Source organism: Mycobacterium asiaticum, from assembly GCF_001673635.1.
Classification (GTDB): domain Bacteria; phylum Actinomycetota; class Actinomycetes; order Mycobacteriales; family Mycobacteriaceae; genus Mycobacterium; species Mycobacterium asiaticum_C.
The window spans coordinates 52090-75111 of record NZ_LZMH01000069.1; the positions used below are offsets into that span (position 1 = coordinate 52090).

The following is a 23022-nucleotide window of genomic DNA, read 5'->3' on the forward strand; positions in this document are numbered from 1 at the left end:
GAGGCCACTACTGCACCTCCGGTTGTGGCTGAAAAATCAGTGCCATGAACATTCACGCCAACACCACCACAAAAACCCTGCACAACAAGAGCTTCCAGCGCACCATCGCCGGTGCCCTGCTGGCCACGGCGATCACCGCGACCGCCATCGGTCTTGCTGCGCCTGGATACGCCGACAGCGGCGACCAAGCGCAACTGCAATCGCTGATACCCACACCGGCGAACACTGCGCGCACCGACGGTCCCGACGCCGTCTCCAACAACGGCATCCGCATGCACTTCCTGGTGAGTGCACCCGCGACTGCAGTTCTGGACGCGTACAAGACCGCGCTGGAGGGCAAGGGCTGGACGGTGACCGTCGCCAATTCCGGCGGCCGGGGCGGTGGCGGTGGCGCCACCTACACCGCAACCAGGGGCGCGGCCTATGGCGTGTTCACCGGAGGAGGCTTCGGTAGCGCCACCGACGTCAACGCCTGCGCATGGCAGTCCAAGCCCGCCAACACCAACTGCGGTGGGGACAACCGGCAGTAGTTCCGTCCGCTAAACAGCCCACGCCGGTCGGCGCCGAAAGCCCGGCCGGCACAACTGTTTCCAGCCCGAACCGCTGGAAGGCGAGGGTGACGCCCCTCGCTACTCCCACTCGATGGTGCCGGGCGGTTTGCTGGTGATGTCCAGCACCACCCGGTTGACCTCGCGCACCTCGTTGGTGATGCGGGTCGAGATCCGTTCCAGCACTTCGTAGGGCACCCGGGTCCAGTCGGCGGTCATGGCGTCCTCACTGGACACCGGGCGCAACACGATCGGATGCCCGTAGGTGCGACCGTCCCCTTGCACACCCACCGAGCGGACGTCGGCCAGCAGCACCACCGGGCATTGCCAGATCTGGTTGTCCAGTCCCGCCGCGGTCAGCTCCTCGCGGGCAATCGAATCCGCCCGCCGCAGCGTCTCCAACCGCGCCGCGGTGACCTCACCGACGATCCGGATACCCAAACCGGGTCCCGGAAACGGTTGCCGGGCAACGATTTCCTCGGGCAAGCCCAACTCCCGGCCCACCGCGCGCACCTCGTCCTTGAACAACAGCCGCAGCGGCTCGACAAGAATGAACTTCAAATCGTCGGGCAGTCCGCCGACATTGTGGTGACTCTTGATGTTGGCGGTGCCGCTGCCTCCGCCGGACTCCACCACATCGGGATACAGCGTGCCCTGTACCAGGAACTCCACCTCAGAGCCGCTGTCCCCCACAATGTCTCGCACCGCACCCTCGAATGCCCGGATGAACTGGCGGCCGATGATCTTGCGCTTGCCCTCGGGGTTGGTCACACATGACAACGCATCCAGAAAAGTCTGCGCGGCATCGACGGTGACCAGGTTCGCGCCGGTGGCCGCTACGAAATCCCGCTCCACCTGGGCGCGCTCACCGGCCCGCAGCAACCCATGATCGACGAAGACACACGTCAGGCGGTCGCCGATGGCGCGCTGCACCAGGGCGGCGGCCACCGCGGAATCGACTCCTCCGGACAGGCCGCAGATCGCGTGCCCGTCGCCGATCTGCTCGCGCACCTGCTCGACCAGCGCGCTGGCGATGTTGGCCGGCGTCCACTCCGCGCCGATCCCAGCGAACTCATGCAGGAACCGGCTGAGCACCTGCTGACCGTGCGGGGTGTGCATCACCTCCGGGTGATACTGCACGCCGGCCAATCGACGTTCGCGCGCTTCGAACGCGGCAACCGCCGCCCCGGCGCTGCTGGCCACCACCTGGAATCCCGCCGGCGCAGCCGTGACCGCGTCCCCGTGGCTCATCCATACCGGCTGGACGCCGGGCAGATCCGAATGCAGATCGCCGCCAAGAACTTTCAATTCGGTGCGGCCGTACTCGCTGGTGCCGGTGTGCGCGACGGTGCCGCCGAGTGCCTGCGCCATCGCTTGGAACCCGTAACAGATGCCGAACACCGGCAGGTCCAAGTCGAACAATGCCGGGTCCAGCTGCGGGGCGCCCTCGGTATAGACGCTGGCCGGCCCGCCGGACAACACCACCGCCAGCGGGTCGCGCGCCGCAATTTCCTCGACCGAGGCGGTATGCGGAATGACCTCCGAGAACACCCGCGCCTCGCGGATCCGGCGGGCGATCAACTGCGCATACTGTGCACCGAAGTCGACCACCAACACGGGCCGCGGCGAGGCTGATTCCACGGGCTCCGAGTCTAGTGGCTGTCCACCGGGCGACCCGCACCCGGCTCGATCGATTTCGTTGTCGATTGCGGTTCCCGAACCGACACAATGCCATTCAGCAATTCTTCGGTTCCGGTGTTAATCGGCCGATTGGGCCCGACGGTATACTCACCGGCACGGGGTCGAATGATGAAGGGCCGGAAAGAGTGCGGGTCACCGGAAAAATAGTGCGGTTCGACGGAGTGCGCGGTTATGGCTTCATCACGCCGGACCTTGGTGGCGAAGACGTTTTCCTGCACGTCAACGACCTTGAGGTGGAGAAACACCGAGCGGTCCGCGGTACCAGGGTCTCTTTCGAAATCGACGAAGGCGACCGCGGAAAGTTCGCCCGGGAAGTGCGGTTGGCGAATGACAGGGGTCCAGACATAGATGACGGGTCAGTGGCCGGCGACGAATATTTCGATGTCCTTTCTGCTGACGAATTCCGCCATACCATCACCGAAAAGCTTCTACACATAACTCCGGCGTTGAATGCCCAGCAGATTCTCGCGGTGCGGACCAGCTTTGAAGAGGTAGCCCGTAAACACGGCTTGATTGATTCGTAGTTTCCGGCGGGACAGCATTGGGCATGGGAGTGAGATAGCCAACTACGCGAAAGCGAGGTCCCACCCGTGGCTGCAACGCTGGGTCTGCCCGAAGAGGTGCGCGCCTGTCTGTTCGACCTGGACGGTGTGCTGACCGACACGGCGAGCGTGCATACCAAGGCGTGGAAGGACATGTTCGACTCCTTTCTGTCCCAGCGAGCTGAAAGCACCGGAGAGGAGTTCGTCCCCTTCGATCCCGCCAGCGACTATCGGCAGTATGTGGACGGCAAGAAGCGCGAAGACGGGGTCCGGTCGTTTCTGCAGAGCCGCGATATCGAGCTGCCCGACGGCAGCCCGGACGACTCCGCTGACACCGAGACGATTCACGGCCTGGGCAACCGGAAGAACGACATGTTCCAGAAGGTCTTGCACGACGACGGCGTCAAGGTTTTCGAGGGATCACGCCGCTACCTGGAAGCCGTCGCCGAGGCGGGTCTGGCCATCGCGGTGGTGTCATCGAGCGCTAACACCCGCGATGTTCTGGAGATCACCGGCCTGGACCAGTTCGTGCAGAAGCGGGTCGACGGTGTCACGTTGCGTGAGGAGAACATCGCCGGCAAACCCGCGCCGGACTCCTACCTGCGCGGCGCGGAGTTGCTCGACGTCGAGCCCGAAGCGGCGGCGGTATTCGAGGACGCAATCTCCGGCGTGCAAGCGGGCCGAGACGGTAATTTCGGCTTCGTGGTAGGTGTCGACCGGGTCGGGCAGGCCGAAGAACTGCGCGCGAACGGCGCGGACGTGGTGGTGACCGATCTCGCCGATCTGCTCGGTCACGACGACGGGAAGACCTCGTGATCTCCGAGGAAGCCTTTCCGGTCGAACCCTGGCAGATTCGCGAGACCACCCTCAATCTCAACCTTTTGGCCCAATCGGAATCCGTATTCGCCTTGTCCAACGGGCACATCGGGCTGCGCGGCAACCTCGATGAGGGTGAACCATACGGCCTACCCGGGACTTACCTGAATTCCTTCTACGAAATCCGGCCATTGCCCTACGCCGAAGCGGGATACAGCTATCCCGAAGCCGGCCAGACCGTCGTCGACGTCACCAACGGCAAGATCATTCGCCTGATGGTCGACGACGAGCCATTCGACGTCCGGTACGGCGAATTGCTGGACCATGAACGGACTCTCGACCTCCGCGCCGGGACAATGACTCGGCGGGCGCACTGGCGCTCCCCCACCGGCAAGCAGGTCAAGGTGACGTCCACGCGGCTGGTGTCACTGGTGCACCGCAGTGTGGCAGCGATCGAGTACGTGGTCGAAGCGATCGACGACTTCTCCCGCGTCACGGTGCAGTCCGAACTCGTCACCAACGAGGACCAACCCGAGACCTCCGATGACCCGCGCGTGGCGGCCATTCTGGAGAATCCGCTGGAGGCCGTCGACCATGAAAGTGACGGTTGCAAAGCGCTTCTCATGCACCGGACGCGCAGCAGCGCCCTGATGATGGCCGCCGCCATGGACCACGAGGTGGAGGTCGAGGGACGCCTGGAGGTCACCACCGACGCCCGCGCCGACCTGGCCCGCACCACGGTCATCTGCGGCCTGCGGCCTGGCCAGAAGCTGCGCATCGTCAAGTACCTGGCTTATGGATGGTCGAGCCTGCGTTCCCGGCCCGCACTGCGGGACCAGGCCGCCGCGGCCATCACCAGTGCGCGTTACAGCGGATGGCAGGGGCTCCTGGACGGGCAACGGGCCTACCTGGACCTGTTCTGGGACACCGCGGACGTGGAAATCGAGGGGGACCCGGAAAGCCAGCAGGCGGTGCGGTTCGGGCTTTTTCACCTGCTACAGGCCAGCGCTCGCGCCGAACGCCGGGCGATCCCCAGCAAGGGACTCACCGGCACCGGCTACGACGGCCACGCCTTCTGGGACACCGAGGGTTTCGTGCTGCCGGTGCTCACCTACACCGTGCCGCATGCGGTTGCCGACGCATTGCGTTGGCGCGCTTCGACATTGGATCTCGCAAAGGAACGCGCCGCCGAACTCGGCCTCGATGGCGCGGCCTTCCCATGGCGCACCATCCGCGGTCAGGAGTGCTCGGCGTATTGGCCGGCCGGTACGGCGGCCTGGCATATCAACGCCGACATCGCCATGGCTTTCGAGCGCTACCGCATCGTTACCGGCGACGAATCACTGGAAGAGGAATGCGGTCTGCCCGTGCTGGTAGAGACGGCCCGGTTGTGGACGTCGTTGGGACACCACGACCGCAACGGCGTCTGGCATCTGGACGGGGTCACCGGCCCCGACGAGTACACCGCCATCGTCCGGGACAACGTGTTCACCAATTTGATGGCCGCGCACAATCTGCGCACCGCCGCCGAGGCCGCCAAACGTCATCCCGACAAGGCCGGCGCGCTGGGCGTCACCACCGAGGAGATGGCCGTCTGGCGTGATGCGGCCGACGCCGCCAACATTCCCTATGATGAGGAGTTGGAAGTGCACCAGCAGTGCGAGGGGTTCACCACCTTCGCCGAATGGGACTTCGAAACGAACTCCACCTACCCGCTGCTCATGCACGAGGCGTACGTGAAGCTCTATCCGGCGCAAGTGATCAAGCAAGCGGATCTGGTGTTGGCCATGCAGTGGCAGAGCCACGCGTTCACCCGCGAGCAGAAGGCCCGCAACGTCGACTACTACGAGCGGCGGATGGTGCGCGACTCGTCGCTGTCGGCGTGTAGCCAGGCGGTGATGTGCGCCGAGGTGGGCCACCTCGAACTGGCCCACGACTATGCCTACGAAGCCGGGCTGATCGACCTACGCGACCTGCACCACAACACCCGCGACGGATTGCACATGGCATCGCTGGCCGGAGCGTGGATCGCATTCGTCGCTGGTTTCGGTGGGCTGCGCGACGACCAGGGCATCTTGTCGATGGATCCGCAACTACCCGATGGCATTTCGCGGCTGCGGTTCCGGGTGCGATGGCGCAATTGCCGAGTCACTGTGGACGCCGACCACGAGAACGTCACCTACGCACTGCGCGACGGCTCCGATGCCGAACTCACTATTCTGCACGCCGGTGAAGAAGTCACGTTGACCACCGAAGAGCCGGTGACCATCCCCGTGCGTAAGCGCGAGGCACTCCTGCCGCCGCCACCGCAACCCCCGGGGCGCGAGCCGCTGCACCGCAGAAGCCTGACGCGCACCGCAACCACATAGGCGCGTCTGTCGCAGGCTGCGACGCTCATTTCATCCCGAACGTATGGGTCGCCGCTGGGTTAGCTACTCCGAGTAGACAGCAAAATCAGGGTAGGCTAACCTAGGCAACTTGAGTTCCCACGCCGATTACCCAGCTAACTGAGTAGACCGAACTTGACTTCTGCCTCTAACAAAACTCGGACGTTTCACGGTTCGTTGCTGGAGCCGTTGTCGAGCCGGTACGCGAGCCGCGCCGGCTCGCGGCCACGAGCCGAATCGGTCCGTTGGACCACTTCCGAGATTCCGTTCATCCGCCCCACCTTTCCGGGACCAGCCGAGCTCGCCGAGGACTTCGGGCGGATCTCCGCGGCGAACTGGTACACGAATTTCGGTCCGATGGAGCAACGGTTCGCCCGCGCCATGGGCGAATACCTCGGCCCAGACCTGCATGTTGCCACCATGGCGAACGGGACCATGGCACTGATCGCCGCACTGCACGTCACGCTCGGAGAGGGCAGTCGGGACCGCTACGTGCTGATGCCCTCCTTCACTTTTGTCGGGGTGTCGCAAGCGGCGCTGTGGACGGGATACCGGCCCTGGTTCATCGACATCGACGCCCAGAGCTGGCAGCCATCCGTTCCGTCGGCGCGCTCGGTCCTGGAACGGTCGCGGGACCAGATCGCCGGCATCGTGCTGGCGAACGTATTCGGGGTCGGGAACCCGCAGATCGACGCCTGGGAGGCACTCGCGGCCGAATGGGACCTTCCGCTGGTGGTGGACTCCGCGGCCGCGTTCGGCTCCACATACGAAGACGGCACGCATGTCGGGGGACGCGGCGCCTGTGAGATTTTCTCGTTGCATGCGACCAAGCCGTTCGCGGTCGGTGAGGGGGGCGCTCTGGCGTCTCGCGACCGTCGACTGGTCGAGCAGGCGTATAAGTTTCAGAACTTCGGCTTCGCCAAGTCTCGCGAATCCACCCATTTCGGCATGAATGCGAAGCTGCAGGAGATCAACGCCGCCATTGGGCTGCGCCAGCTGGTAAATCTCGATCACCGCCTCGCCAGCCGCCGTCGCGTGCTGGCGAGCTATCGTGCCGGACTTGCCGGCACAGGCGTGTCCTTTCAGCAGAATGCCGATGCTTCGTCGCTCTGCTTTGCCAGCGTGTGCTGCACGTCCGCGGACCAAAAGGCCGCGGTCATGGCCAGTCTGCACAGCGACGCGATCCGGGCACGTGACTACTACAACCCGGCACAACACCTGCATCCCTACTTCGCGACCAACAGCGAATTGGTGCAAAGCACGGATCTGACTGTCACAGAGGACATTTGTTCACGAATCGTGTCGCTGCCGGTGCATGACCACATGGCAGCAGTTGACGTTGCCCGGGTGGTGGCCGCAGTTCAGTCCGGCGGACGGTCGACGTGACTGAGACGTTCGCCGCCGGTCCGCCGAAAGTGAGCGTCGTCTCGATCGCTTACAACCAGGAGGACTACATTCGTGATGCCCTAGAGGGTTTCGTCGCGCAGATGACTGACTTTCCGGTCGAGGTCGTCATCGCCGACGACGCCTCCACGGACACCACGCCGGCGATCATCCGGGAATACGCCGAGCGCTACCCTGGCCTGTTCCGAGTCATCCTCAGGTCCGAAAACGTCGGTGTTTACACCAATTTCGTCGAAACGTTGGCTGCCGCGCGAGGTCAGTACGTCGCGCTATGTGAAGGCGACGATTTCTGGACTGATCCACTCAAGCTGGCAAAGCAGGTCGCATTCATGGATCAGCATCCCGAAACGACTGTGTGCTTTCACCCGGTGCGAGTGGTTCACACAGATGGGACACCCGATTCGGTGTTCCCGCCACTTCGTCAACGCCGCAATTTGAGCCTGGAAGCCCTGCTGGAGCGCAATTTCATTCAGACCAATTCCGTCATGTATCGCCGCGACGTCCGCTACGACGACATTCCGGCCAACGTCATGCCCATCGACTGGTATCTGCATGTTCGACACGCAATAAATGGTCAGATCGCCATGCTGCCGGAAACAATGGCGGTGTATCGCCGCCAGCCACAAGGTATTTGGTACGACGTCGATCACGACCGCCATGAGTTCTGGCGCAAGCGGGGCCACGGGGTGGCCGCGTCCCTCAATGCGATGCTCGACCTGGTTTCGGGCGACGAAACGCGGGAAAGGATTGTCGGGAAGGTTTCCGATATCGTCTTCGCGGAGATGGCACGCCTGCCGGGCCCCGCGGGACATGCCGTCCTCCGTCAATCCATTGCGGACCATCCACGGTTGGCGGCGCTTGCCTGGCAGCACCGCTGGACGGGAACACCATTGCGCCGGCTCGAGCACAAGGTGTCCAAAGCGCATACTGCCACTCAGGTTTACTCTGCGGCGGTCGTACACCAATTCAGAAAGCGACGCCGTAGTGGCGCGCAAACGCAACCGTGACGCGCTAAGCCGAGAGCTGAGTTCCGCACGAGCCGACGGTTCCGTCGTAGCGGTGTGCAGTAATCAGGCTGGGGGCCAACAGTTTCGCCAACGAACGGATGCGTGGTGCGCTTTCCACGTGCCAGAACCGGATCGTCGAGTTGAAGTTGCCGCCGACCAGCGGCCCGATCACGTGCAGCCCCGGACTGGCCTCGAATTCGTCGTTCACCAGGAAACCGCGGTTGGTGCGGTTCGGCCGGCACAGGCCGCTACGCATCATGCTGACCAATAGCGGCGACGAGCATGCGTCCAGATCCTCGAAACCGCCACAATTCAACACCGCGGCAAACGTTTTCGGATGTCTCCGCTCCCCTTCCGGGGTACGGTAAAGCACCGTGGCAACCGGCCTGCCGGACGTGCACGCGGCCACGCTGACAACGTCCCCCGCCAGCATGGTGAGTTTGCCTTCGGCCGCCAGCTCGTCGGCGGCCTGACGACAGTCGCGTCCGGCGCGCCGCACCAATTTGGTGTAGTTCATCCCGTGCACGCAGTGAAACTCTTCCTGCTGCAAGGGATCCATCCGGCCCAGGGCTTGGCCCACCAGTGCCCCGATGCCGTCATACAGATCGGCGATATTCAGGGACCGTTGTTCGGCGGTTTCCAGATCGGCACGAATCGCCGCCATAAGCCCCGCCGCGTCAACCGCTTTCGCGGCAACCACCCCATTCAGTCGGGGGAAGTCGAAGTCCGGCGGGTCCTGGAAAATCGGGTAGGGCAGCAAGCCAGAACGGGAGATGACGGTTACGGAGTCGAGGTGTCCGCGAATGCGCGCGTCATGACGCAACAGGTAGAGCGCTTCCAGTGAGGTCGCGTTGGAACCGACGATCAGCACGTTGCGCTGCTCTGGCACCTCGACCCGCGCCAGTGCGTCACGGAGCCGCGCCATGTTGCTCTCCCCGTCCGGCGAGTACAGGTCGTTGAGGTAGGTGAACGGTGCGGGGGCGGGCTCGGTCCACAGCGTCTTCGGCGGCGGGCTACCGACGGCGACCACGACCTTGCGCGCAATGATCTCGTTGGGCTCAGCTGAGCTCAGGCCGATCACGAAGCGACCGTCCACAGCCCTGATGCTGATCGCTTCGGCGTGGATGGGCATCACCTCGGCCACGTTCAATTCCTCGAGCGCGGCGACGGCGGCAGCGACCTGCTCGGCGATGAATATGCCGAACACGTTGCGCGGCAGGTAAAGCTCGCCCCACTGATTGGCGTCGAGCGCCGCACGGTTGTCGCTGATCCAGCGCGCCGCCGCGTCACCGCCGTGCACCTGGAAAGCGGGCAGCCAACGGTGTTTGTTGTGCTCGAGCCAGGCGATGTACGCCGACCTCTCGGGTTCGTGGATGAACTCGTCGAGCTTCTGGATGGCGAGCGAACGGACGCTGGAGCGGCGCCCGTAGGGAATTCCGCACCAGAACTGGTCATCGCGCTCGACGACTGCGATTCGCAGTTTGGTCGGCCGGCCAGCCTGCAGGCCCTGAGCAATTTCCAGCAAGGTCATGGAAGTGGCAATGCCACTGCCGATGAAGGCGAGATCGAACATCGGTGGAGCGCTCGTACGTGGCACGCACTCCACCTCTCCATCGCTCCGGCCGAATTAGGCAAGGCTAACATAATCACTGTGTGGGGTGGGGGGTTCGGGGCGGGCGTCCCGCGCTTCAGCGGTCCTCGGGCTCCAGCACCAGCCGGACGAACACCTTGCGCCCGTTCTCGTCGAGGAACCACGCATTGCGATAGTCGTCGTGTGTCAACGCGCGCAACCGATTCAGGAATTGGCCGAAAGTTCCTCGTTCATCGAGGTCGAGCTGCCGAAGTGCGGCGAAGTCCTTCTTCAAGTTGAGATTTCCCTCGCCGGGCATCGGCGAGGCGGTGTAGCGGCCGTCGCGGATGGCCTCGAAATGTTCGAGCACCAACTCGCGCTCGATCTCCAGCAGCCGGACATAGACGCTGCCCGAGGTGTCCCACGATTCGATCGGGCATTCGCGCTGGGCGATTATGGGGCCGTGGTCGAGCTGGTCGTCCATCTCGTGGATCGTCACCCCGACCTTCTGCCCGTCGATGATCGAGAAGACCTGCGGAAACCAGCCGCGGTTATAGGGATTCAGGCCTGGGTGCACGTTCACACACCGAACTCCGTCGAGTAGTGCGTCGGGGAACTTCTGCTTGCAGTGCAGCGAGAGCACCAGCCCATAGTTCTCGATGATGTCGGTCGTGCGCTCCTTGACGTCGAGGCGCGGCACGCCCGGCAGTTGCCCGATCGGAGTCTGGTACACCTCGACGTCGTCGTAGTTGGCCTGCAGTTCAGCCGCGATCGCGTGGGCGTGCACGTTGTCGGTCAGGATCAGAATTCTCATCGCCCGCGCACCCTACTTGACCGCTCAGTGCGGTTCGATCAACCGGGTCGCTTCTGCGATCACTGCCTGCCGCAGGTCGGCGTCGGTCAGCTCGTCGAGCCCGGTCGCCGAGCGCAGCATCGGTTCGAACAGCCGCCAGCCCAATTGCAGCGCAAGGGCATTCGCGACGGCCATGCGCGCCTCGGAATCTTTGTCGTGACGCGTGCGCGCATAATCGAGGAGCGGCACCACGTTGGGAAAGCGGGTCTGCAGTTGCTCGGCCGAATAGCCGTCGAGCAGGGCCCGCGCCCAAACCCGCATCTGACGGTCCATCGCCCGGTCCAGGACGTCGGGCTCGGCGTTCGACTGCAGCAGCGTCGTCAACTCGGTGCCCAGATGATCGAGCACGGCGCCGACCAACTGGTCTTTGGTGCCGAAGTGACGAAATACCAACCCGTGATTGACCTTTGAGCGGGTGGCGATGTCGCGGATCGACGTCGCGGCCGGGCCCCGCTCGGCGAACAGGTCGGCCGCCGCCTGCAGGACCGCGGCCGCCACCTCCTCCCGTCCGGTAGGAATCGGGCCCCGCGAGGCGTTTGCCGACCGTGTAGTCACCCGCCAACGGTAACCGGGTGGGCAAGCGACTACACCGAAGCCCGCGTCGAGCGTGGGGCTCAGGAATGCGGTGAACGCGTTTCGGCTGCGTAGGGCCCACGCTCGGCAGGATCGGCGACGGCCCTTGCGGTTGTGTAGTCATATGACTACACTCCTGCCGTAGTCGGGTGACTACACCCCTTCGAGAAGGGCTAGAACGATGGCAGACCAGATAGCCGTGCACAAGCTCGGCAGCCGCATCGGCGCCGAAGTCAGCGGAGTGCGCTTGAGCGGCGAGCTCCCCCGTGCCGCGACCGAAGAGATTCGCGCGGCCCTGTTGACCCACAAGGTGATCTTCTTCCGCGATCAGCATCACCTCGACGATGCCGAACAGCTGGCGTTCGCGGAGCTGCTGGGCACTCCGATCGGTCATCCGGCTGCCGTCGCCCTGGCACCGGACGCCCCGATCATCACCCCGATCAACTCCGAGTTCGGCAAGGCCAACCGCTGGCATACCGACGTCACCTTCGCCGCGAACTACCCGGCGGCGTCCATCTTGCGTGCGGTGACGTTGCCCAGCTACGGCGGTTCAACGCTGTGGGCCAACACCGCCGCGGCGTACACGGCGTTGCCCGAGCCGCTGAAGTGCCTGGTCGAAAATCTGTGGGCGCTGCACACCAACCGCTACGACTACGTGGACAGCGCGTCCACCGAATCAGCCACCGATCTGCAGCGGGCGTTCCGGCAGGCGTTCGAGAAGCCCGATTTTCGCACCGAGCACCCGGTGGTGCGCGTCCATCCAGATACCGGCGAGCGCACGCTGGTGGCCGGAGATTTCGTGCGCAGCTTCGTCGGCCTGAACAGCACCGAGTCCAACGCGCTGTTCGAGCTGCTACAACGGCGAATAACCGTGCCGGAGAACACCGTTCGATGGAACTGGCGGCCGGGCGACGTCGCGATCTGGGACAACCGGGCCACCCAGCACCGCGCGGTCGACGACTACGACGACCAGTACCGGCTGATGCACCGGGTCACCCTGATCGGCGATGTCCCGGTCGACGTGCACGGCCGGCGCAGCCGGGTGGTCAGCGGGTCACCGCTGGCCTTGGCGGGGTGAGGGGCGGCCTAACTCGCGTCGGCCGTCGGGGCGATTTCCTCCATCGGCAACCGGCGTAGCGCACCCGGCGCGTCGGCGGGGACCACCGGGTTCTCGGGCTCGATCGGATCCAGCCGGCGGTAAGGCTCCCCCTGTTCAGGACGCAAGTCATCCTGCCCCTTGTTGGGCCACAGCGCGGCGGCCCGCTCGGCCTGGGCGGTGATCGACAGCGACGGGTTCACGCCCAGATTCGCCGAGATCGCCGCTCCGTCAACCACATAGAGGTTCGGGTAGCCGTAGACCCGGTGGTAGGGGTCGATCACACCGTTGTCCGGGCTGTCCCCAATTGCCGCCCCGCCCAGGAAATGCGCGGTCAGCGGAATGTTGAACAACTCGCCCCAGGTACCACCGGCCACGCCGTCGATCTTCTTGGCGATCCGGCGGGTGACTTCGTTGCCGACCGGAATCCAGGACGGGTTCGGCTCGCCGTGGCCCTGCTTGCTGGTGTACCAGCGGACGCCGAGCTTGCCGCGCTTGGTGTAGGTGGTGATCGAGTTGTCCAGGTTCTGCATGACCAGCGCGATCATGGTGCGCTCGCTCCACTGTTTGGTGTTGAGCAGCCGAATGATCGCCTTGGGGTCCTCGCGGGCCAGCCGGATGAGCTGGCGCCACCGCGGCTCGTCGGTGCCTTCGGGTCCCGAGCCGTCGGTCATCAATGTCTGCAGCAGCCCCATGGCGTTGGAGCCTTTGCCGTAGCGAACCGGTTCCACGTGCGTGTCGGAGCTCGGGTGGATCGAGGAGGTGATCGCCACGCCGTGCGTGAGGTCGAGGTCCGGTGACACCTTGAGCCGCGCGGCGCCGACGATCGACTCGGAGTTGGTGCGGGTCAGCACGCCCAGGCGCTTGGACAGTCGTGGCAGCTTGCCCTTGTCGCGCATGTTGAACAGCAGGTGCTGGGTGCCCCAGGTTCCCGCGGCCAGAATCAGGTGATTGGCGGTGTAGGACCGCCGGTCGCGGCGCAGCCAGCTGCCGGTCCGCACGGTCTGCACTTCCCAGACCCCGTCGGAGCGCTGTTCGAAGTTCTTCACGGTCGTCATCGGAATCACCTCTGCCCCACCCGCTTCCGCGAGATAGAGGTAGTTCTTCAATAGCGTGTTCTTGGCGCCGAAGCGGCAGCCCGTCATGCAGCAGCCGCATTCCAGGCAGCCGGTGCGCTCGGGCCCGGCACCACCGAAGTAGGGGTCGGGCACCTTCTTGCCGGGCGTCTTGGTGCCGTCCGGGCCGAAGAAAACCCCGACCGGGGTCGGCACGAAGGTGTCGCCGCAACCCATCTCGTCGGCGACTTCTTTGACGATGCGGTCGGCGTCGGTGAACGTCGGGTTGTAGACCACGCCGAGCATCCGCTGGGCCTGCTCGTAGTGCGGCATCAACTCCGACCGCCAGTCGGTGATCTCGCGCCACTGCGGGTCGTTGAAGAACGGGTCGTTCGGGATGTACAGCGTGTTCGCGTAATTCAGCGAACCGCCGCCTACCCCGGCACCGGCCAGGATCATCACGTTCTTCAGCGGGTGGATGCGCTGGATGCCGTAGCAACCCAACTTGGGCGCCCACAGGAATTTGCGCAGCTCCCATGAGGTCTTGGCGAATTCGTCGTCGGCGTAGCGCTTGCCGGCCTCCAGCACGCCGACTCGGTAACCCTTCTCGGTGAGCCGCAGCGCGCTGACGCTGCCGCCGAATCCCGAACCGATAATCAGGACGTCATAATCAGGCTGCATTGCTGCAGTATGACCGGCTTTACACCGGAACTAAACAGCAACCCCTAGGTGCTTACTGTCAACCCGACCTTCTGGAATTCCTTGAGGTCACAGTATCCGGCTTTCGCCATCGAACGCCGAAGGCCCCCAACGAGATTGAGCGTGCCGAATGGGTCGTCAGAGGGGCCGTTGAGGACCCGTTCCAGTGGCGGTCGCTCGCCGACCGCGATCTGGAGCAACGCCCCACGGGGCAACGAGGGGTGCGCGGCGGCGGCCGGCCAGAACCAGCCGTCGCCAAGCGCCTCGGCGGATTCGGCCAGCGGCGTGCCGAGCACCACCGCGTCCGCTCCGCAGGCGATCGCCTTGGCCAACTCACCCGAGGTGTGAATGTCGCCGTCGGCCAGCACGTGGACGTAGCGCCCACCGGTCTCGTCGAGGTATTCGCGGCGCGCGGCGGCGGCGTCGGCGATCGCGGTGGCCATTGCCACGTTGATGCCGAGCACCTCATCGGTGGTGGTGACGCCCTGGGTGGAGCCGTAGCCGACGATGACGCCCGCCGCGCCGGTCCGCATCAGGTGCAGGGCGGTGCGGTGGTCCTGCACGCCGCCGGCGACGACGGGAATGTCGAGTTCGGAAATGAAGGTCTTGAGGTTGAGCGGCTCCCCGTCGCTGGCCACCCGCTCGGCCGACACGATGGTGCCCTGGATCACGAGCAGGTCGACACCGGCCTGCACGAGCACCGGGGTCAGCGCCTGCGCATTCTGCGGGCTGACCCGTACCGCCGTGGTGACCCCGGCCTCGCGGATGCGGGCCACGGCGGCGCCGAGCAGGTCAGGATTCAGCGGGGCCGCGTGCAGCTCCTGGAGCAACCGGATCGCCGCCGACGGCTCGGGCTCCTTGGTGGCGGCCTCGACCAGCTGGGCGACCTTGGCCTCGACGTCGGCGTGCCGTCCGTACAGCCCCTCCCCGTTGAGCACCGCCAGCCCACCGAGCCGGCCCAGCTCGATGGCGAATTCCGGGGACACCAGGGCGTCGGTCGGGTGCGCCAGTACCGGGATCTCGAACCGGTAGGCATCCAGCTGCCAGGCCGTGGACACATCCTGCGACGAGCGGGTGCGCCGCGACGGCACAATGTTGATGTCACTGAGCTCATAGGTACGACGGGCGCTGCGGCCCATGCCGATCTCGACCATTTCGATGTCCGCGCGCTCTACCGGGCGTAGTAGTTGGGCGCTTCGACGGTCATGGCGACGTCGTGTGGGTGACTCTCCTTCAACCCCGCCGGCGTGATCCGGACGAACTGCGCCTGTTGCAGCACCTCGATGGTGGGCGCGCCGGTGTAACCCATCGCGGCGCGCAAGCCACCGGTCAACTGGTGGATCACCGATCCGAGCGGGCCGCGGAACGGCACTCGGCCCTCGATGCCCTCGGGCACCAGCTTGTCCTCGGAAAGCGCGTCGTCGGCGAAGTAGCGGTCCTTGGAGAACGACTTCGTCCCGTTGCGACCCTGCATGGCACCGAGCGATCCCATGCCGCGGTAGCTCTTGTACTGCTTGCCGTTGACGAAGATCAGTTCGCCGGGCGCCTCGGCGGTGCCGGCCAGCAGCGAGCCCAGCATCGCGGTCGACGCACCGGCGGCCAGCGCCTTGGCGATGTCACCGGAGTACTGCAACCCGCCGTCGGCGATCACCGGCACACCCGCCGGGCGGCACACCGCGACCGCTTCCAGAATCGCGGTGATTTGTGGCGCTCCTACCCCCGCGACCACTCGGGTGGTGCAGATCGAGCCCGGGCCCACGCCCACCTTCACCGCGTCGGCGCCGGCATCGACCAGCGCCGCGGCGGCCGAGCGGGTGGCGACGTTGCCGCCGACCACCTCGACGCGGTCACCGACCTCGAGCTTGAGCTTGCTGACCATGTCCAGCACCAACCGGTTGTGGGCGTGTGCGGTATCGACCACCAGCACATCAACCCCGGCATCGACCAGCATCATGGCGCGCACCCAGGCGTCGCCGCCGACGCCCACCGCGGCGCCCACCAGTAGCCGGCCGTCGCTGTCCTTGGTGGCCAGCGGGTGCTGCTCGGTCTTGACGAAGTCCTTGACGGTGATCAGCCCCGTCAGTCGGCCGTGGCCGTCCACGATCGGTAGCTTCTCGATCTTGTTGCGGCGCAGCAGGCCCAGGGCAGCCGATGCGCTGACGCCCTCCTGAGCGGTGATCAGCGGCGCTTTGGTCATCACCTCGGCGACCTGCCGGGACTGGTCGACCTCGAAGCGCATGTCGCGGTTGGTGATGATGCCGACCAGCGCGCCGTCGTCGTCGACAACGGGCAACCCGGAGATCCGGAACCGGGCGCACAGCGCGTCGACCTGGGCCAAGGTGTTGTCCGGACGGCAGGTAACCGGGTCGGTGACCATGCCGGCCTCGGACCGCTTCACCATTTCGACCTGGCCGGCCTGTTCGGCGACGGGCAGGTTGCGGTGCAGCACGCCCATGCCGCCGGCCCGGGCCATCGCGATCGCCATCCGGGACTCCGTGACGGTGTCCATCGCCGAGCTGACCAGGGGCACCTTGAGCCTGATCCGCTTGGTGAGCTGGCTCGAGGTGTCCGCGGTCGCCGGCACCACGTCCGAGGCCGCCGGCAGCAGCAAGACGTCGTCGAAGGTCAGGCCCAGCATCGCGATCTTGTGCGGGTCGTCACCGCCGGTGGGCACCGGGTCGTGCGCGAGGTCGCCCAGCTGGGCGTCGCGCACATATGGGCTGCCGACCAGGTCGGAGCTGTCTTCGAGGTGGGACATGCCACGGGACATCGGTGGAGCCCTCCAGATGCATGTTCGGGGTGAAAAGGTCATCCTATCGGCTCGGCCGGACACTCCTACTCGCAAGTTCTGCGTGGCGCGTCACCGGCTCGGGAAGCGGCCCTGGAGTTCGGCTCGCCCGGACAATTTCTGGCATTATCACTGCCCGGCTGCGTAGGCTATGGGGGTGCGTGACCACCTCCCGCCGGGTTTGCCGCCTGACCCTTTCGCCGACGACCCTTGTGACCCGTCGGCCGCGTTGGAGGCCGTCGAGCCGGGTCAGCCGCTCGATCAGCAAGAACGGTTAGCCGTCGAAGCGGATCTGGCCGACCTGGCTGTGTACGAAGCGTTGTTGGCGCACAGGGGAATTCGCGGTTTGGTGGTCTGCTGTGACGAATGCCAGCAGGACCATTACCACGATTGGGACATGCTGCGGGCTAACCTGCTGCAGCTGCTGATCGACGGCACCGTCCGCCCGCACGAGCCTGCCTACGACCCGGAACCGGACGCCTACGTCACGTGGGATTATTGCCGCGGGTACGCCGACGCGTCGCTCAACGAAGCGACCTCAGACGCGGACGGATTCCGGCGCCACCTCTGAGTTATTTCTGGTTGCCCCTGGGCCCGTTTCGCTCAGGGCGTAGGACCGGCTGGGAACGGTGTTCTGGGCGTGGACGCCCCCGTTGTCCTGTCCCACAGCTGTCCCGACGGTGTCGGCACCGTCGGTGACCCCGGCGCCGCCACCGGCGAGGTCGGCGAGGTAGCCGGGGCCGACGTGCTCGGTTTCGGCTTGCCCTTCGATGACGGTGTCGGCGTGGGCGGGGTCGTGCTGGGCGACGGTGTCGTCGACGAATGCCGGTGCTTGGTGGTCGTCGGCGTAGTCGGTTCGGTAGGCGTAGTGGGTTCGGTGGTGCCGGCCTCCGCCGGCGGCGTGGTGGTCGGCGTGGGTGTGGGTGACGCGACGGGCGTGCTGGGTTCGGTGAGTTCGGGGGCGGGAGCCGCGGGCGGCGTCCAGGAGTTGGCCGGGGCGTCGGGCGCGAGCTGCCCGCTCGGCGGCGACGCCGGTCGCACCGTCGCGTTGGGATCGCGTTTTTCCACCTTGGTGTTCAGCTGGGTCACCTCGTCCAGCAGCCCCTGGCGCCGGCTGCCGTCGTTGACGCCCTGCAGGGTGCTGCTGACCTCGGCCAGCTGCGTCTGAGCCTGATCCCACTGCCCTTGGGCGATCATCTGCTGAACCTTGGCCAGATCCGCCTTCGCGGACAACATGATCTGGTCGTCACTAACCCGCGGCTCGTTGAACATCATGGCGTGCAGCCCGTACAACAGGTCGCCCGGACGGGCATCGGCGATCACGGCGCCGAACCCGCTGAGCATCAGCAGGGTGGCGGCCACCGAGCCGACCGCGGCAAGGCCGCGCCGGCCCCGCCCGCGATGCATCATCCCGGCCCGTAGGGCGTCCTCGGCTTCCTCCTGCGACACCAGCGCGCTGGCCGGCGGCCAGCGCAGGTCGTCACGCCATTCCCCCAGCAGCGCGGTCAGGGGATCGGGCACCGGAGCGCCGAAGTCGCCTTCGGTGCGTGCGGCCAGCGCATCGAGCAACAGGTCGGTGTGGGCCACGTCGTCCAGGCGATCACCCCAGGCGCTGCCGAAATCTGAATTACGCATACTCACCTGCCGCGACGATCTCGTCTCTCAACCGTTGAAGTGCGCGATGCTGAGCCACCCGAACCGCTCCCGTGGTGCTGCCCACCGCGGCGGCGGTCTCCTCTGCGCTCAGGCCGACCACGACCCGCAGGACCAGGATCTCGCGCTGTTTGGCCGGCAGGATCTCGAGCAGTTCATTCATCCGCGTGACCGAATCGGCTTCGATGGCCCGCTGTTCCGGCCCTGCGTCCGCCGAACGGCGCTCGGGCACCTCTTCGGCGGGATAGGCCAGGTTCCGGCCGGCGGCGCGGTGTGCGTCGGCGACCTTGTGTGCTGCGATGCCGTACAAGAAGGCCAGGAACGGGCGCCCCCGGTCCCGGTAGCGCGGCAGCGCCGTAATGGTGGCCAAGCAGACCTCCTGAGCCACGTCGTCTGCTGACAAGCCGCTCCGCTCGACCGTGCCGACTCGCGCTCGGCAATATCGGACGACGATCGGACGAATGGTCTCCAGCACCTCCCGAAGGGCATTCCGGTCCCCTGCGGCGGCCTCCGCGACCACAGCGTCGAGACGTTCCCCTTGCATTGTCATCGACGCTGGTTTCTCCAAAGTCACAAACGGGACTCATCCCGGGCTAACTCGATGATCGACAATAACGGGCGGACAGGACGTCAGGCGGTACGCCAGATTCCGCCAGCGCGTTGCACCTCACCTGCGCAAATATCCCGGATTTCGACGAGTTCGCGCAGCCCTTGTGCTTCAACCGTGACGCTTCCGGTATCGATCAGCAAGCAAGCCAGCGCCCAGCGCAGCGGCCGCAATCCGAGCGGTCCGGTGGCCTCGAGCGCCCGCTGCGCGACGTCGCGGGCCCGCTCGACCGCCCCGCTGCTGCACAGGGCCGCCGCCAGCACGACGTCGCTCTTGACCCGATGGCGCGCCGACGCGCCGGTCATGACCTGCGCCAGCTCGACCGCCTCCTGCGCCCGACTGACCGCGGTCGCACCGTCGCCGGAGGCCATCGCCAGTTCGGCGCCCACCCACCGGCGGCGCACCGCCAGGCGGTCGGCCGTCGCCGCCGGCAGGTCGGTGCCGTCGAGCAACGTGTCACAGCGGGCCAGCAATCGCTCCGCCGCCCCGAAGCGGCCGACGCCCAGCGCGTCGGCCGCCAACCCCACCAAAGCATCGGCACCCGCCTCCGGATCCTGGCCCGCCAGCGCGAACGCGCGGCCGTCCCAGCGGCGCGCCAGGGCATGCCAGCCCAATTGCCGCAGGAACGATCCGTGGGTGCTGTGCGCCAGGGAGGCCAGCGGGCCGGCTTGCTGCTGCCCGCGCAGCGCGGCCAGGTCGGTGTATGCGCTGCCGTACCTGCCCTGCCCGCCGGCGGCGACGGCGCGCAGCCAGAGCTGTCGCGGGGTGGTTGCCGTGGGCAGCGGCCAGGTGCCCGGCCGGCTGCCGAAAGCAGCCTCGGCCAGCTCGTTTGCTGGACCCCTAGCCGCGGAACTGGAACGGGTTTCAATCACCGTGATAGAAGCCGCCTCAATGGTAAAAAGTTTGTGCGATCCGTGTTACCGGAATATTACTCACAGCCCTTCATGTGCCAATTACAAGACGCTCACGTCAGCGGTTTGAGCAGGCGTTTTGCGATAACGTTCCGATCCGGTTAGCACACCTAGTCGTCGGCTAAAGCGCCACAGATGAACGCGAAGTTAATTCTCTTACAACGCGTGCGTATTTCGCCACAACGCACGCCTATTGACGGCAATTCGTTAGCACCCCTAGCGTCTAGGAGTGTTCGGTGTAGTCATCGGTGACGCCACTGCCAATTCAGTTGCACACTCGCCCTGATCGCGAGCCTATCCGCATCAGGTGCGCCGTGCAGAGAGGAATCAGCAATGCCACAGCCGGAGCAGCTACCTGGACCCAACGCCGACATCTGGAACTGGCAGTTACAGGGGTTGTGCCGCGGCGTCGACTCGTCCATGTTCTTCCACCCTGACGGTGAGCGTGGCCGGGCCCGCATGCAACGCGAGCAGCGTGCCAAGGAGATGTGCCGGCGGTGTCCGGTGATCGACGAGTGCCGCACCCACGCGTTGGATGTCGGCGAGCCCTACGGGGTGTGGGGCGGTCTGTCGGAATCCGAGCGCGACATGCTGCTCAAGGGTTCCATCGGACGCGGTCGCGGGATCCGGCGCTCGGCCTGAGTCCTCCTAGACGACGCAGGTCCGGGGTGCCTAGCCTCCGGGCCTGCGTTCGTGTCTCGCGCCTGTTGGGCGCCGAGCGTGGGCCGCGCGCGCGAAGCGCTGCGAAATTCATCCATTAGGCCCACGTTCGGTGACCCCGTTCAGCGGTGCGGGTGCACCACGATGTGCTGGGTGTTGTAGATCTGTGGCCCGTCCTTCGGCGAATGCCACTGACTGCCGAAGATGTGCAGGTTGTCCAGCGTGGATCCTGGCAGGATGAATCCCCCGTAGTTCTGCGGGACGAAGTTGGCCGCGTCCGGATCATGCTGCTGCATGGCGAGGGTCGCCGCGCCGTCGCTGAAGATCTCGGTGGGCCCGTCCCGACCCACCTGCACCCGGACGGCGCCGAATCCGATCGAGGCGTCGAATCCGACGAGGACCGGTCTGCCGTCGACCTCGCGGAAGCTGAGTTCTCCGTAGTTGCCGGGGCTCAAGGGCTTTGCGGCCAATTCACCCGGCCGGCCCCAGTGGGTGCCGGTCCATGGCCGCCACGCGCTGCGGTCGGTCACCTCAGCGGCATCGACGCGGTACATGGTGACGGGCAGAGTCCGGTCGAACGAATCCGCGGCGATGTAGACGTCACCGTCGGCGGCCTGATAACCGCTGATCTGGGTGGGATGGCCGGGGTCCGGCGCGGGTGTCCAGGGTCGCCATGATCCGTCGATGGGGCACCAACCGGCCGACGGGTCGTCGGTGACCTGCACCAGCCAGGACCCGCCGTCGGGGACGAGGTCGCTGGTGCCGGTGACCATCATGTACGTCGTCCCGTCAAGCAGCTCAATACTGCCCGCGGGCAACGTGTTTCGTCCGTGGGCGGGTGGGGGTGGCGGGAACAGCACGGTCCTGCTTCCGGAGGGTCCGGTGAGCGGCCGGCCGAACCGCACCCGTCCTGCCGAGTCGAGTGACACCGGCACCGCCACCGACGGGTAGTGCGGGTCCGCGCCGACGTGGTCACCGCGAAACGAGTCGCCGAACACCGCGACGAGCTTCCCGTTGGGCAGCCGGACGATCTCGCCCAGGTCGGCGGCGCCTATGCCGCGGATGCCGCGACGCGCTCCCGTCCCGGCGACCGCACCCAGGTTGCGCGACTGGCCCCGGCCCAGGCTCGCGTGCGAGAAGGCAAGCGCCCCCGGCCCATCGGACCGGGGGCGCTTCATGCAGCCGAATGTAGCGCGCGGTGCTGCGTTAAGCGTCGATGAGCGGGCGCAGCGCCTCGCCGACCTTCGTGATGACACCGGGCGTGTAACCGTGCGTCGGAAGGTTCACGATCACTCCGTCGATGCCCACGTCGAGGACCCGACGCTTGATGTCGTCGGCTATCTGTTCGATGCTGCCGGTGACCGCGCGACCTCCTTGGGCCTCGCCGATATCGGTGGGGGCGCCGTACCCGTCGACCACAACTGTCAGCAACGCGCTGGTTTCCAACGTCGCCGGGTCTCTGTCGAATTCGGCGCAGCGTTATTTCAGTACATCGAGCTTGGCGGGCAGCTGGTCGATGTCGGCGATGAGGTTGAGGTGGTCGGCGTAGCGGGCGGCCAGGCGGAACGTCTTCTTCTCGCCGCTGCCGCCGAGCATCACCGGAATGTGGTCCCGGTAGCGAGGTTCGTTGATGGCGCTTTCGGTGCGATACCACTTGCCGGTGAAGGTGGGGCGCTCGCCGTGCACCATCGGGAGGATGATCTGCAGCGCCTCTTCGAGCTTTTCGAACCGCTCGGTGAAGGTGTCGAACTCGAAGCCCAGTTGCTGGTGTTCCAGCTCGAACCAGCCCGCCCCGATGCCGAGGATGGCCCTACCGGCGCTGATCACGTCCAGAGTGGTGATGATTTTCGCGAGCAGGGTCGGGTTGCGGTAGGTGTTGCCGGTGACAAGCGTGGACAGCTGGACATTTTCGACGGCCGGGGCCAATGCCGCCAGCGCGGTGTAGGCCTCGAGCATGGGTTCATCGGGCTCACCGAGTCCCGGCAGTTGATGAAAGTGGTCCATCAACAGAACCGTGTCGAACCCGGCGGCTTCGGCCTCCTGGGCTTGGGCCTTGACGGCGGGAAATAGTTCGGCGACGGGCGTGCCGTAGGAGAAGTTGGGAATCTGTAATCCAAGGCGAATAGTCACGCCTGGGTGCAACGGCAACCTG

General features: G+C 65.8%; 20 protein-coding genes and 1 pseudogene. 9 read left to right on the top strand and 12 right to left on the bottom strand.

What is annotated here, in order from left to right; all coding sequences use genetic code 11:
- Positions 1-44 precede the first annotated feature (44 nt).
- Complete coding sequence (locus tag A5645_RS18915) at positions 45-530, top strand: hypothetical protein (protein ID WP_253867061.1); 486 nt, start codon at positions 45-47, stop codon at positions 528-530.
- A gap of 99 nt (positions 531-629) precedes the next feature.
- Here A5645_RS18915 and guaA read toward each other — a convergent pair whose 3' ends face one another.
- Entirely contained in the window at positions 630-2189 is a 1560-nt protein-coding gene (guaA, locus tag A5645_RS18920; RefSeq protein ID WP_065036113.1) for a glutamine-hydrolyzing GMP synthase, read from the bottom strand.
- Positions 2190-2254: 65 nt separating this feature from the next.
- Between guaA and A5645_RS18925 the strand changes: the two genes are divergently transcribed.
- The 5 genes from A5645_RS18925 (at position 2255) to A5645_RS18945 (ending at position 8405) form a co-directional block, all read left to right on the top strand.
- Positions 2255-2773, top strand: coding sequence for a cold-shock protein (locus A5645_RS18925; protein WP_253867063.1), 519 nt, complete (start codon positions 2255-2257; stop codon positions 2771-2773).
- 66 nt (positions 2774-2839) lie between these two features.
- Entirely contained in the window at positions 2840-3607 is a 768-nt protein-coding gene (locus tag A5645_RS18930; protein ID WP_065130664.1) for a beta-phosphoglucomutase family hydrolase, read from the top strand.
- Entirely contained in the window at positions 3604-5976 is a 2373-nt protein-coding gene (locus tag A5645_RS18935) for a glycoside hydrolase family 65 protein (RefSeq protein ID WP_065036110.1), read from the top strand. Before A5645_RS18930 ends, A5645_RS18935 begins: the two co-directional genes overlap by 4 nt.
- Positions 5977-6255: 279 nt before the next feature.
- Positions 6256-7380: a DegT/DnrJ/EryC1/StrS family aminotransferase gene (locus A5645_RS18940; RefSeq protein WP_366663769.1), complete on the top strand. Its 1125-nt coding sequence runs from the start codon at positions 6256-6258 to the stop codon at positions 7378-7380.
- 29 nt (positions 7381-7409) lie between these two features.
- Positions 7410-8405 (top strand): glycosyltransferase, encoded by a 996-nt coding sequence (locus tag A5645_RS18945; protein ID WP_065036118.1) that lies wholly within the window; start codon positions 7410-7412, stop codon positions 8403-8405.
- 4 nt (positions 8406-8409) lie between these two features.
- Here A5645_RS18945 and A5645_RS18950 read toward each other — a convergent pair whose 3' ends face one another.
- From A5645_RS18950 to A5645_RS18960, 3 genes are all read right to left on the bottom strand, one after another.
- A complete protein-coding gene (locus A5645_RS18950; protein ID WP_065130666.1) occupies positions 8410-9978 on the bottom strand; it encodes an FAD/NAD(P)-binding protein in 1569 nt (522 codons plus the stop codon).
- A 115-nt stretch (positions 9979-10093) separates the two neighbouring features.
- Complete coding sequence (locus tag A5645_RS18955) at positions 10094-10789, bottom strand: dTDP-4-amino-4,6-dideoxyglucose formyltransferase (protein WP_065130667.1); 696 nt, start codon at positions 10787-10789, stop codon at positions 10094-10096.
- Between the two features lie 24 nt (positions 10790-10813).
- A complete protein-coding gene (locus A5645_RS18960; RefSeq protein WP_081288438.1) occupies positions 10814-11383 on the bottom strand; it encodes a TetR/AcrR family transcriptional regulator in 570 nt (189 codons plus the stop codon).
- A gap of 199 nt (positions 11384-11582) precedes the next feature.
- Here A5645_RS18960 and A5645_RS18965 point away from each other — a divergent pair, with 199 nt between their 5' ends.
- Positions 11583-12479: a TauD/TfdA dioxygenase family protein gene (locus A5645_RS18965; protein ID WP_065130669.1), complete on the top strand. Its 897-nt coding sequence runs from the start codon at positions 11583-11585 to the stop codon at positions 12477-12479.
- A gap of 8 nt (positions 12480-12487) precedes the next feature.
- On the opposite strand, the gene A5645_RS18970 is transcribed toward A5645_RS18965, so the two are convergent.
- The 3 genes from A5645_RS18970 to guaB are packed head-to-tail and all read right to left on the bottom strand — an operon-like array spanning position 12488 to position 17021.
- On the bottom strand, positions 12488-14233 hold the full coding sequence (locus A5645_RS18970; protein WP_065130670.1) for a GMC oxidoreductase: 1746 nt from the start codon (positions 14231-14233) through the stop codon (positions 12488-12490).
- Between the two features lie 44 nt (positions 14234-14277).
- The gene (locus A5645_RS18975) at positions 14278-15405 is read right to left on the bottom strand and encodes a GuaB3 family IMP dehydrogenase-related protein (protein ID WP_065036103.1); all 1128 of its coding nucleotides are present in this window, start codon (positions 15403-15405) and stop codon (positions 14278-14280) included.
- 17 nt (positions 15406-15422) lie between these two features.
- Positions 15423-17021: an IMP dehydrogenase gene (gene guaB / locus A5645_RS18980; RefSeq protein WP_036352927.1), complete on the bottom strand. Its 1599-nt coding sequence runs from the start codon at positions 17019-17021 to the stop codon at positions 15423-15425.
- Positions 17022-17196: 175 nt separating this feature from the next.
- Between guaB and A5645_RS18985 the strand changes: the two genes are divergently transcribed.
- Positions 17197-17610 carry a DUF5319 domain-containing protein gene (locus A5645_RS18985; RefSeq protein ID WP_036356422.1) on the top strand — a complete coding sequence of 138 codons (414 nt, stop codon included), beginning with the start codon at positions 17197-17199 and terminating at the stop codon, positions 17608-17610.
- 32 nt (positions 17611-17642) lie between these two features.
- On the opposite strand, the gene A5645_RS18990 is transcribed toward A5645_RS18985, so the two are convergent.
- The 3 genes from A5645_RS18990 to A5645_RS19000 all read right to left on the bottom strand — a co-directional run bounded on the left by A5645_RS18990 (position 17643) and on the right by A5645_RS19000 (position 20123).
- Positions 17643-18674 (bottom strand): anti-sigma-D factor RsdA, encoded by a 1032-nt coding sequence (locus A5645_RS18990; protein ID WP_065130671.1) that lies wholly within the window; start codon positions 18672-18674, stop codon positions 17643-17645.
- On the bottom strand, positions 18667-19242 hold the full coding sequence (sigD, locus tag A5645_RS18995; RefSeq protein ID WP_065141251.1) for an ECF RNA polymerase sigma factor SigD: 576 nt from the start codon (positions 19240-19242) through the stop codon (positions 18667-18669). The genes A5645_RS18990 and sigD overlap by 8 nt, the downstream gene beginning before the upstream one ends.
- Before the next feature lie 80 nt (positions 19243-19322).
- On the bottom strand, positions 19323-20123 hold the full coding sequence (locus A5645_RS19000; protein ID WP_155768098.1) for a hypothetical protein: 801 nt from the start codon (positions 20121-20123) through the stop codon (positions 19323-19325).
- Positions 20124-20543: 420 nt separating this feature from the next.
- Here A5645_RS19000 and A5645_RS19005 point away from each other — a divergent pair, with 420 nt between their 5' ends.
- Positions 20544-20852 carry a WhiB family transcriptional regulator gene (locus A5645_RS19005; RefSeq protein ID WP_036352919.1) on the top strand — a complete coding sequence of 103 codons (309 nt, stop codon included), beginning with the start codon at positions 20544-20546 and terminating at the stop codon, positions 20850-20852.
- Positions 20853-20992: 140 nt separating this feature from the next.
- Here A5645_RS19005 and A5645_RS19010 read toward each other — a convergent pair whose 3' ends face one another.
- Together A5645_RS19010 and A5645_RS19015 are read right to left on the bottom strand one after the other, a co-directional pair.
- The gene (locus A5645_RS19010; protein WP_065130672.1) at positions 20993-22048 is read right to left on the bottom strand and encodes a DUF4185 domain-containing protein; all 1056 of its coding nucleotides are present in this window, start codon (positions 22046-22048) and stop codon (positions 20993-20995) included.
- A gap of 28 nt (positions 22049-22076) precedes the next feature.
- A pseudogene (locus tag A5645_RS19015) lies at positions 22077-23000 on the bottom strand (LLM class F420-dependent oxidoreductase).
- Positions 23001-23022: the final 22 nt, after the last annotated feature.

Bases quoted from the DNA above. Each gene is read 5' to 3' on its own strand.
- A5645_RS18915 (WP_253867061.1), top strand. From the start codon at position 45: ATGAACATTCACGCCAACACCACCACAAAAACCCTGCACAACAAGAGC.
- A5645_RS18950 (WP_065130666.1), bottom strand. From the start codon at position 9,978: ATGTTCGATCTCGCCTTCATCGGCAGTGGCATTGCCACTTCCATGACC.
- A5645_RS18955 (WP_065130667.1), bottom strand. From the start codon at position 10,789: ATGAGAATTCTGATCCTGACCGACAACGTGCACGCCCACGCGATCGCG.
- A5645_RS18965 (WP_065130669.1), top strand. From the start codon at position 11,583: ATGGCAGACCAGATAGCCGTGCACAAGCTCGGCAGCCGCATCGGCGCC.
- A5645_RS18970 (WP_065130670.1), bottom strand. From the start codon at position 14,233: ATGCAGCCTGATTATGACGTCCTGATTATCGGTTCGGGATTCGGCGGC.
- A5645_RS18975 (WP_065036103.1), bottom strand. From the start codon at position 15,405: ATGGTCGAGATCGGCATGGGCCGCAGCGCCCGTCGTACCTATGAGCTC.
- guaB (WP_036352927.1), bottom strand. From the start codon at position 17,021: ATGTCCCGTGGCATGTCCCACCTCGAAGACAGCTCCGACCTGGTCGGC.
- A5645_RS18990 (WP_065130671.1), bottom strand. From the start codon at position 18,674: ATGCGTAATTCAGATTTCGGCAGCGCCTGGGGTGATCGCCTGGACGAC.
- sigD (WP_065141251.1), bottom strand. From the start codon at position 19,242: ATGACAATGCAAGGGGAACGTCTCGACGCTGTGGTCGCGGAGGCCGCC.
- A5645_RS19005 (WP_036352919.1), top strand. From the start codon at position 20,544: ATGCCACAGCCGGAGCAGCTACCTGGACCCAACGCCGACATCTGGAAC.
- A5645_RS19010 (WP_065130672.1), bottom strand. From the start codon at position 22,048: ATGAAGCGCCCCCGGTCCGATGGGCCGGGGGCGCTTGCCTTCTCGCAC.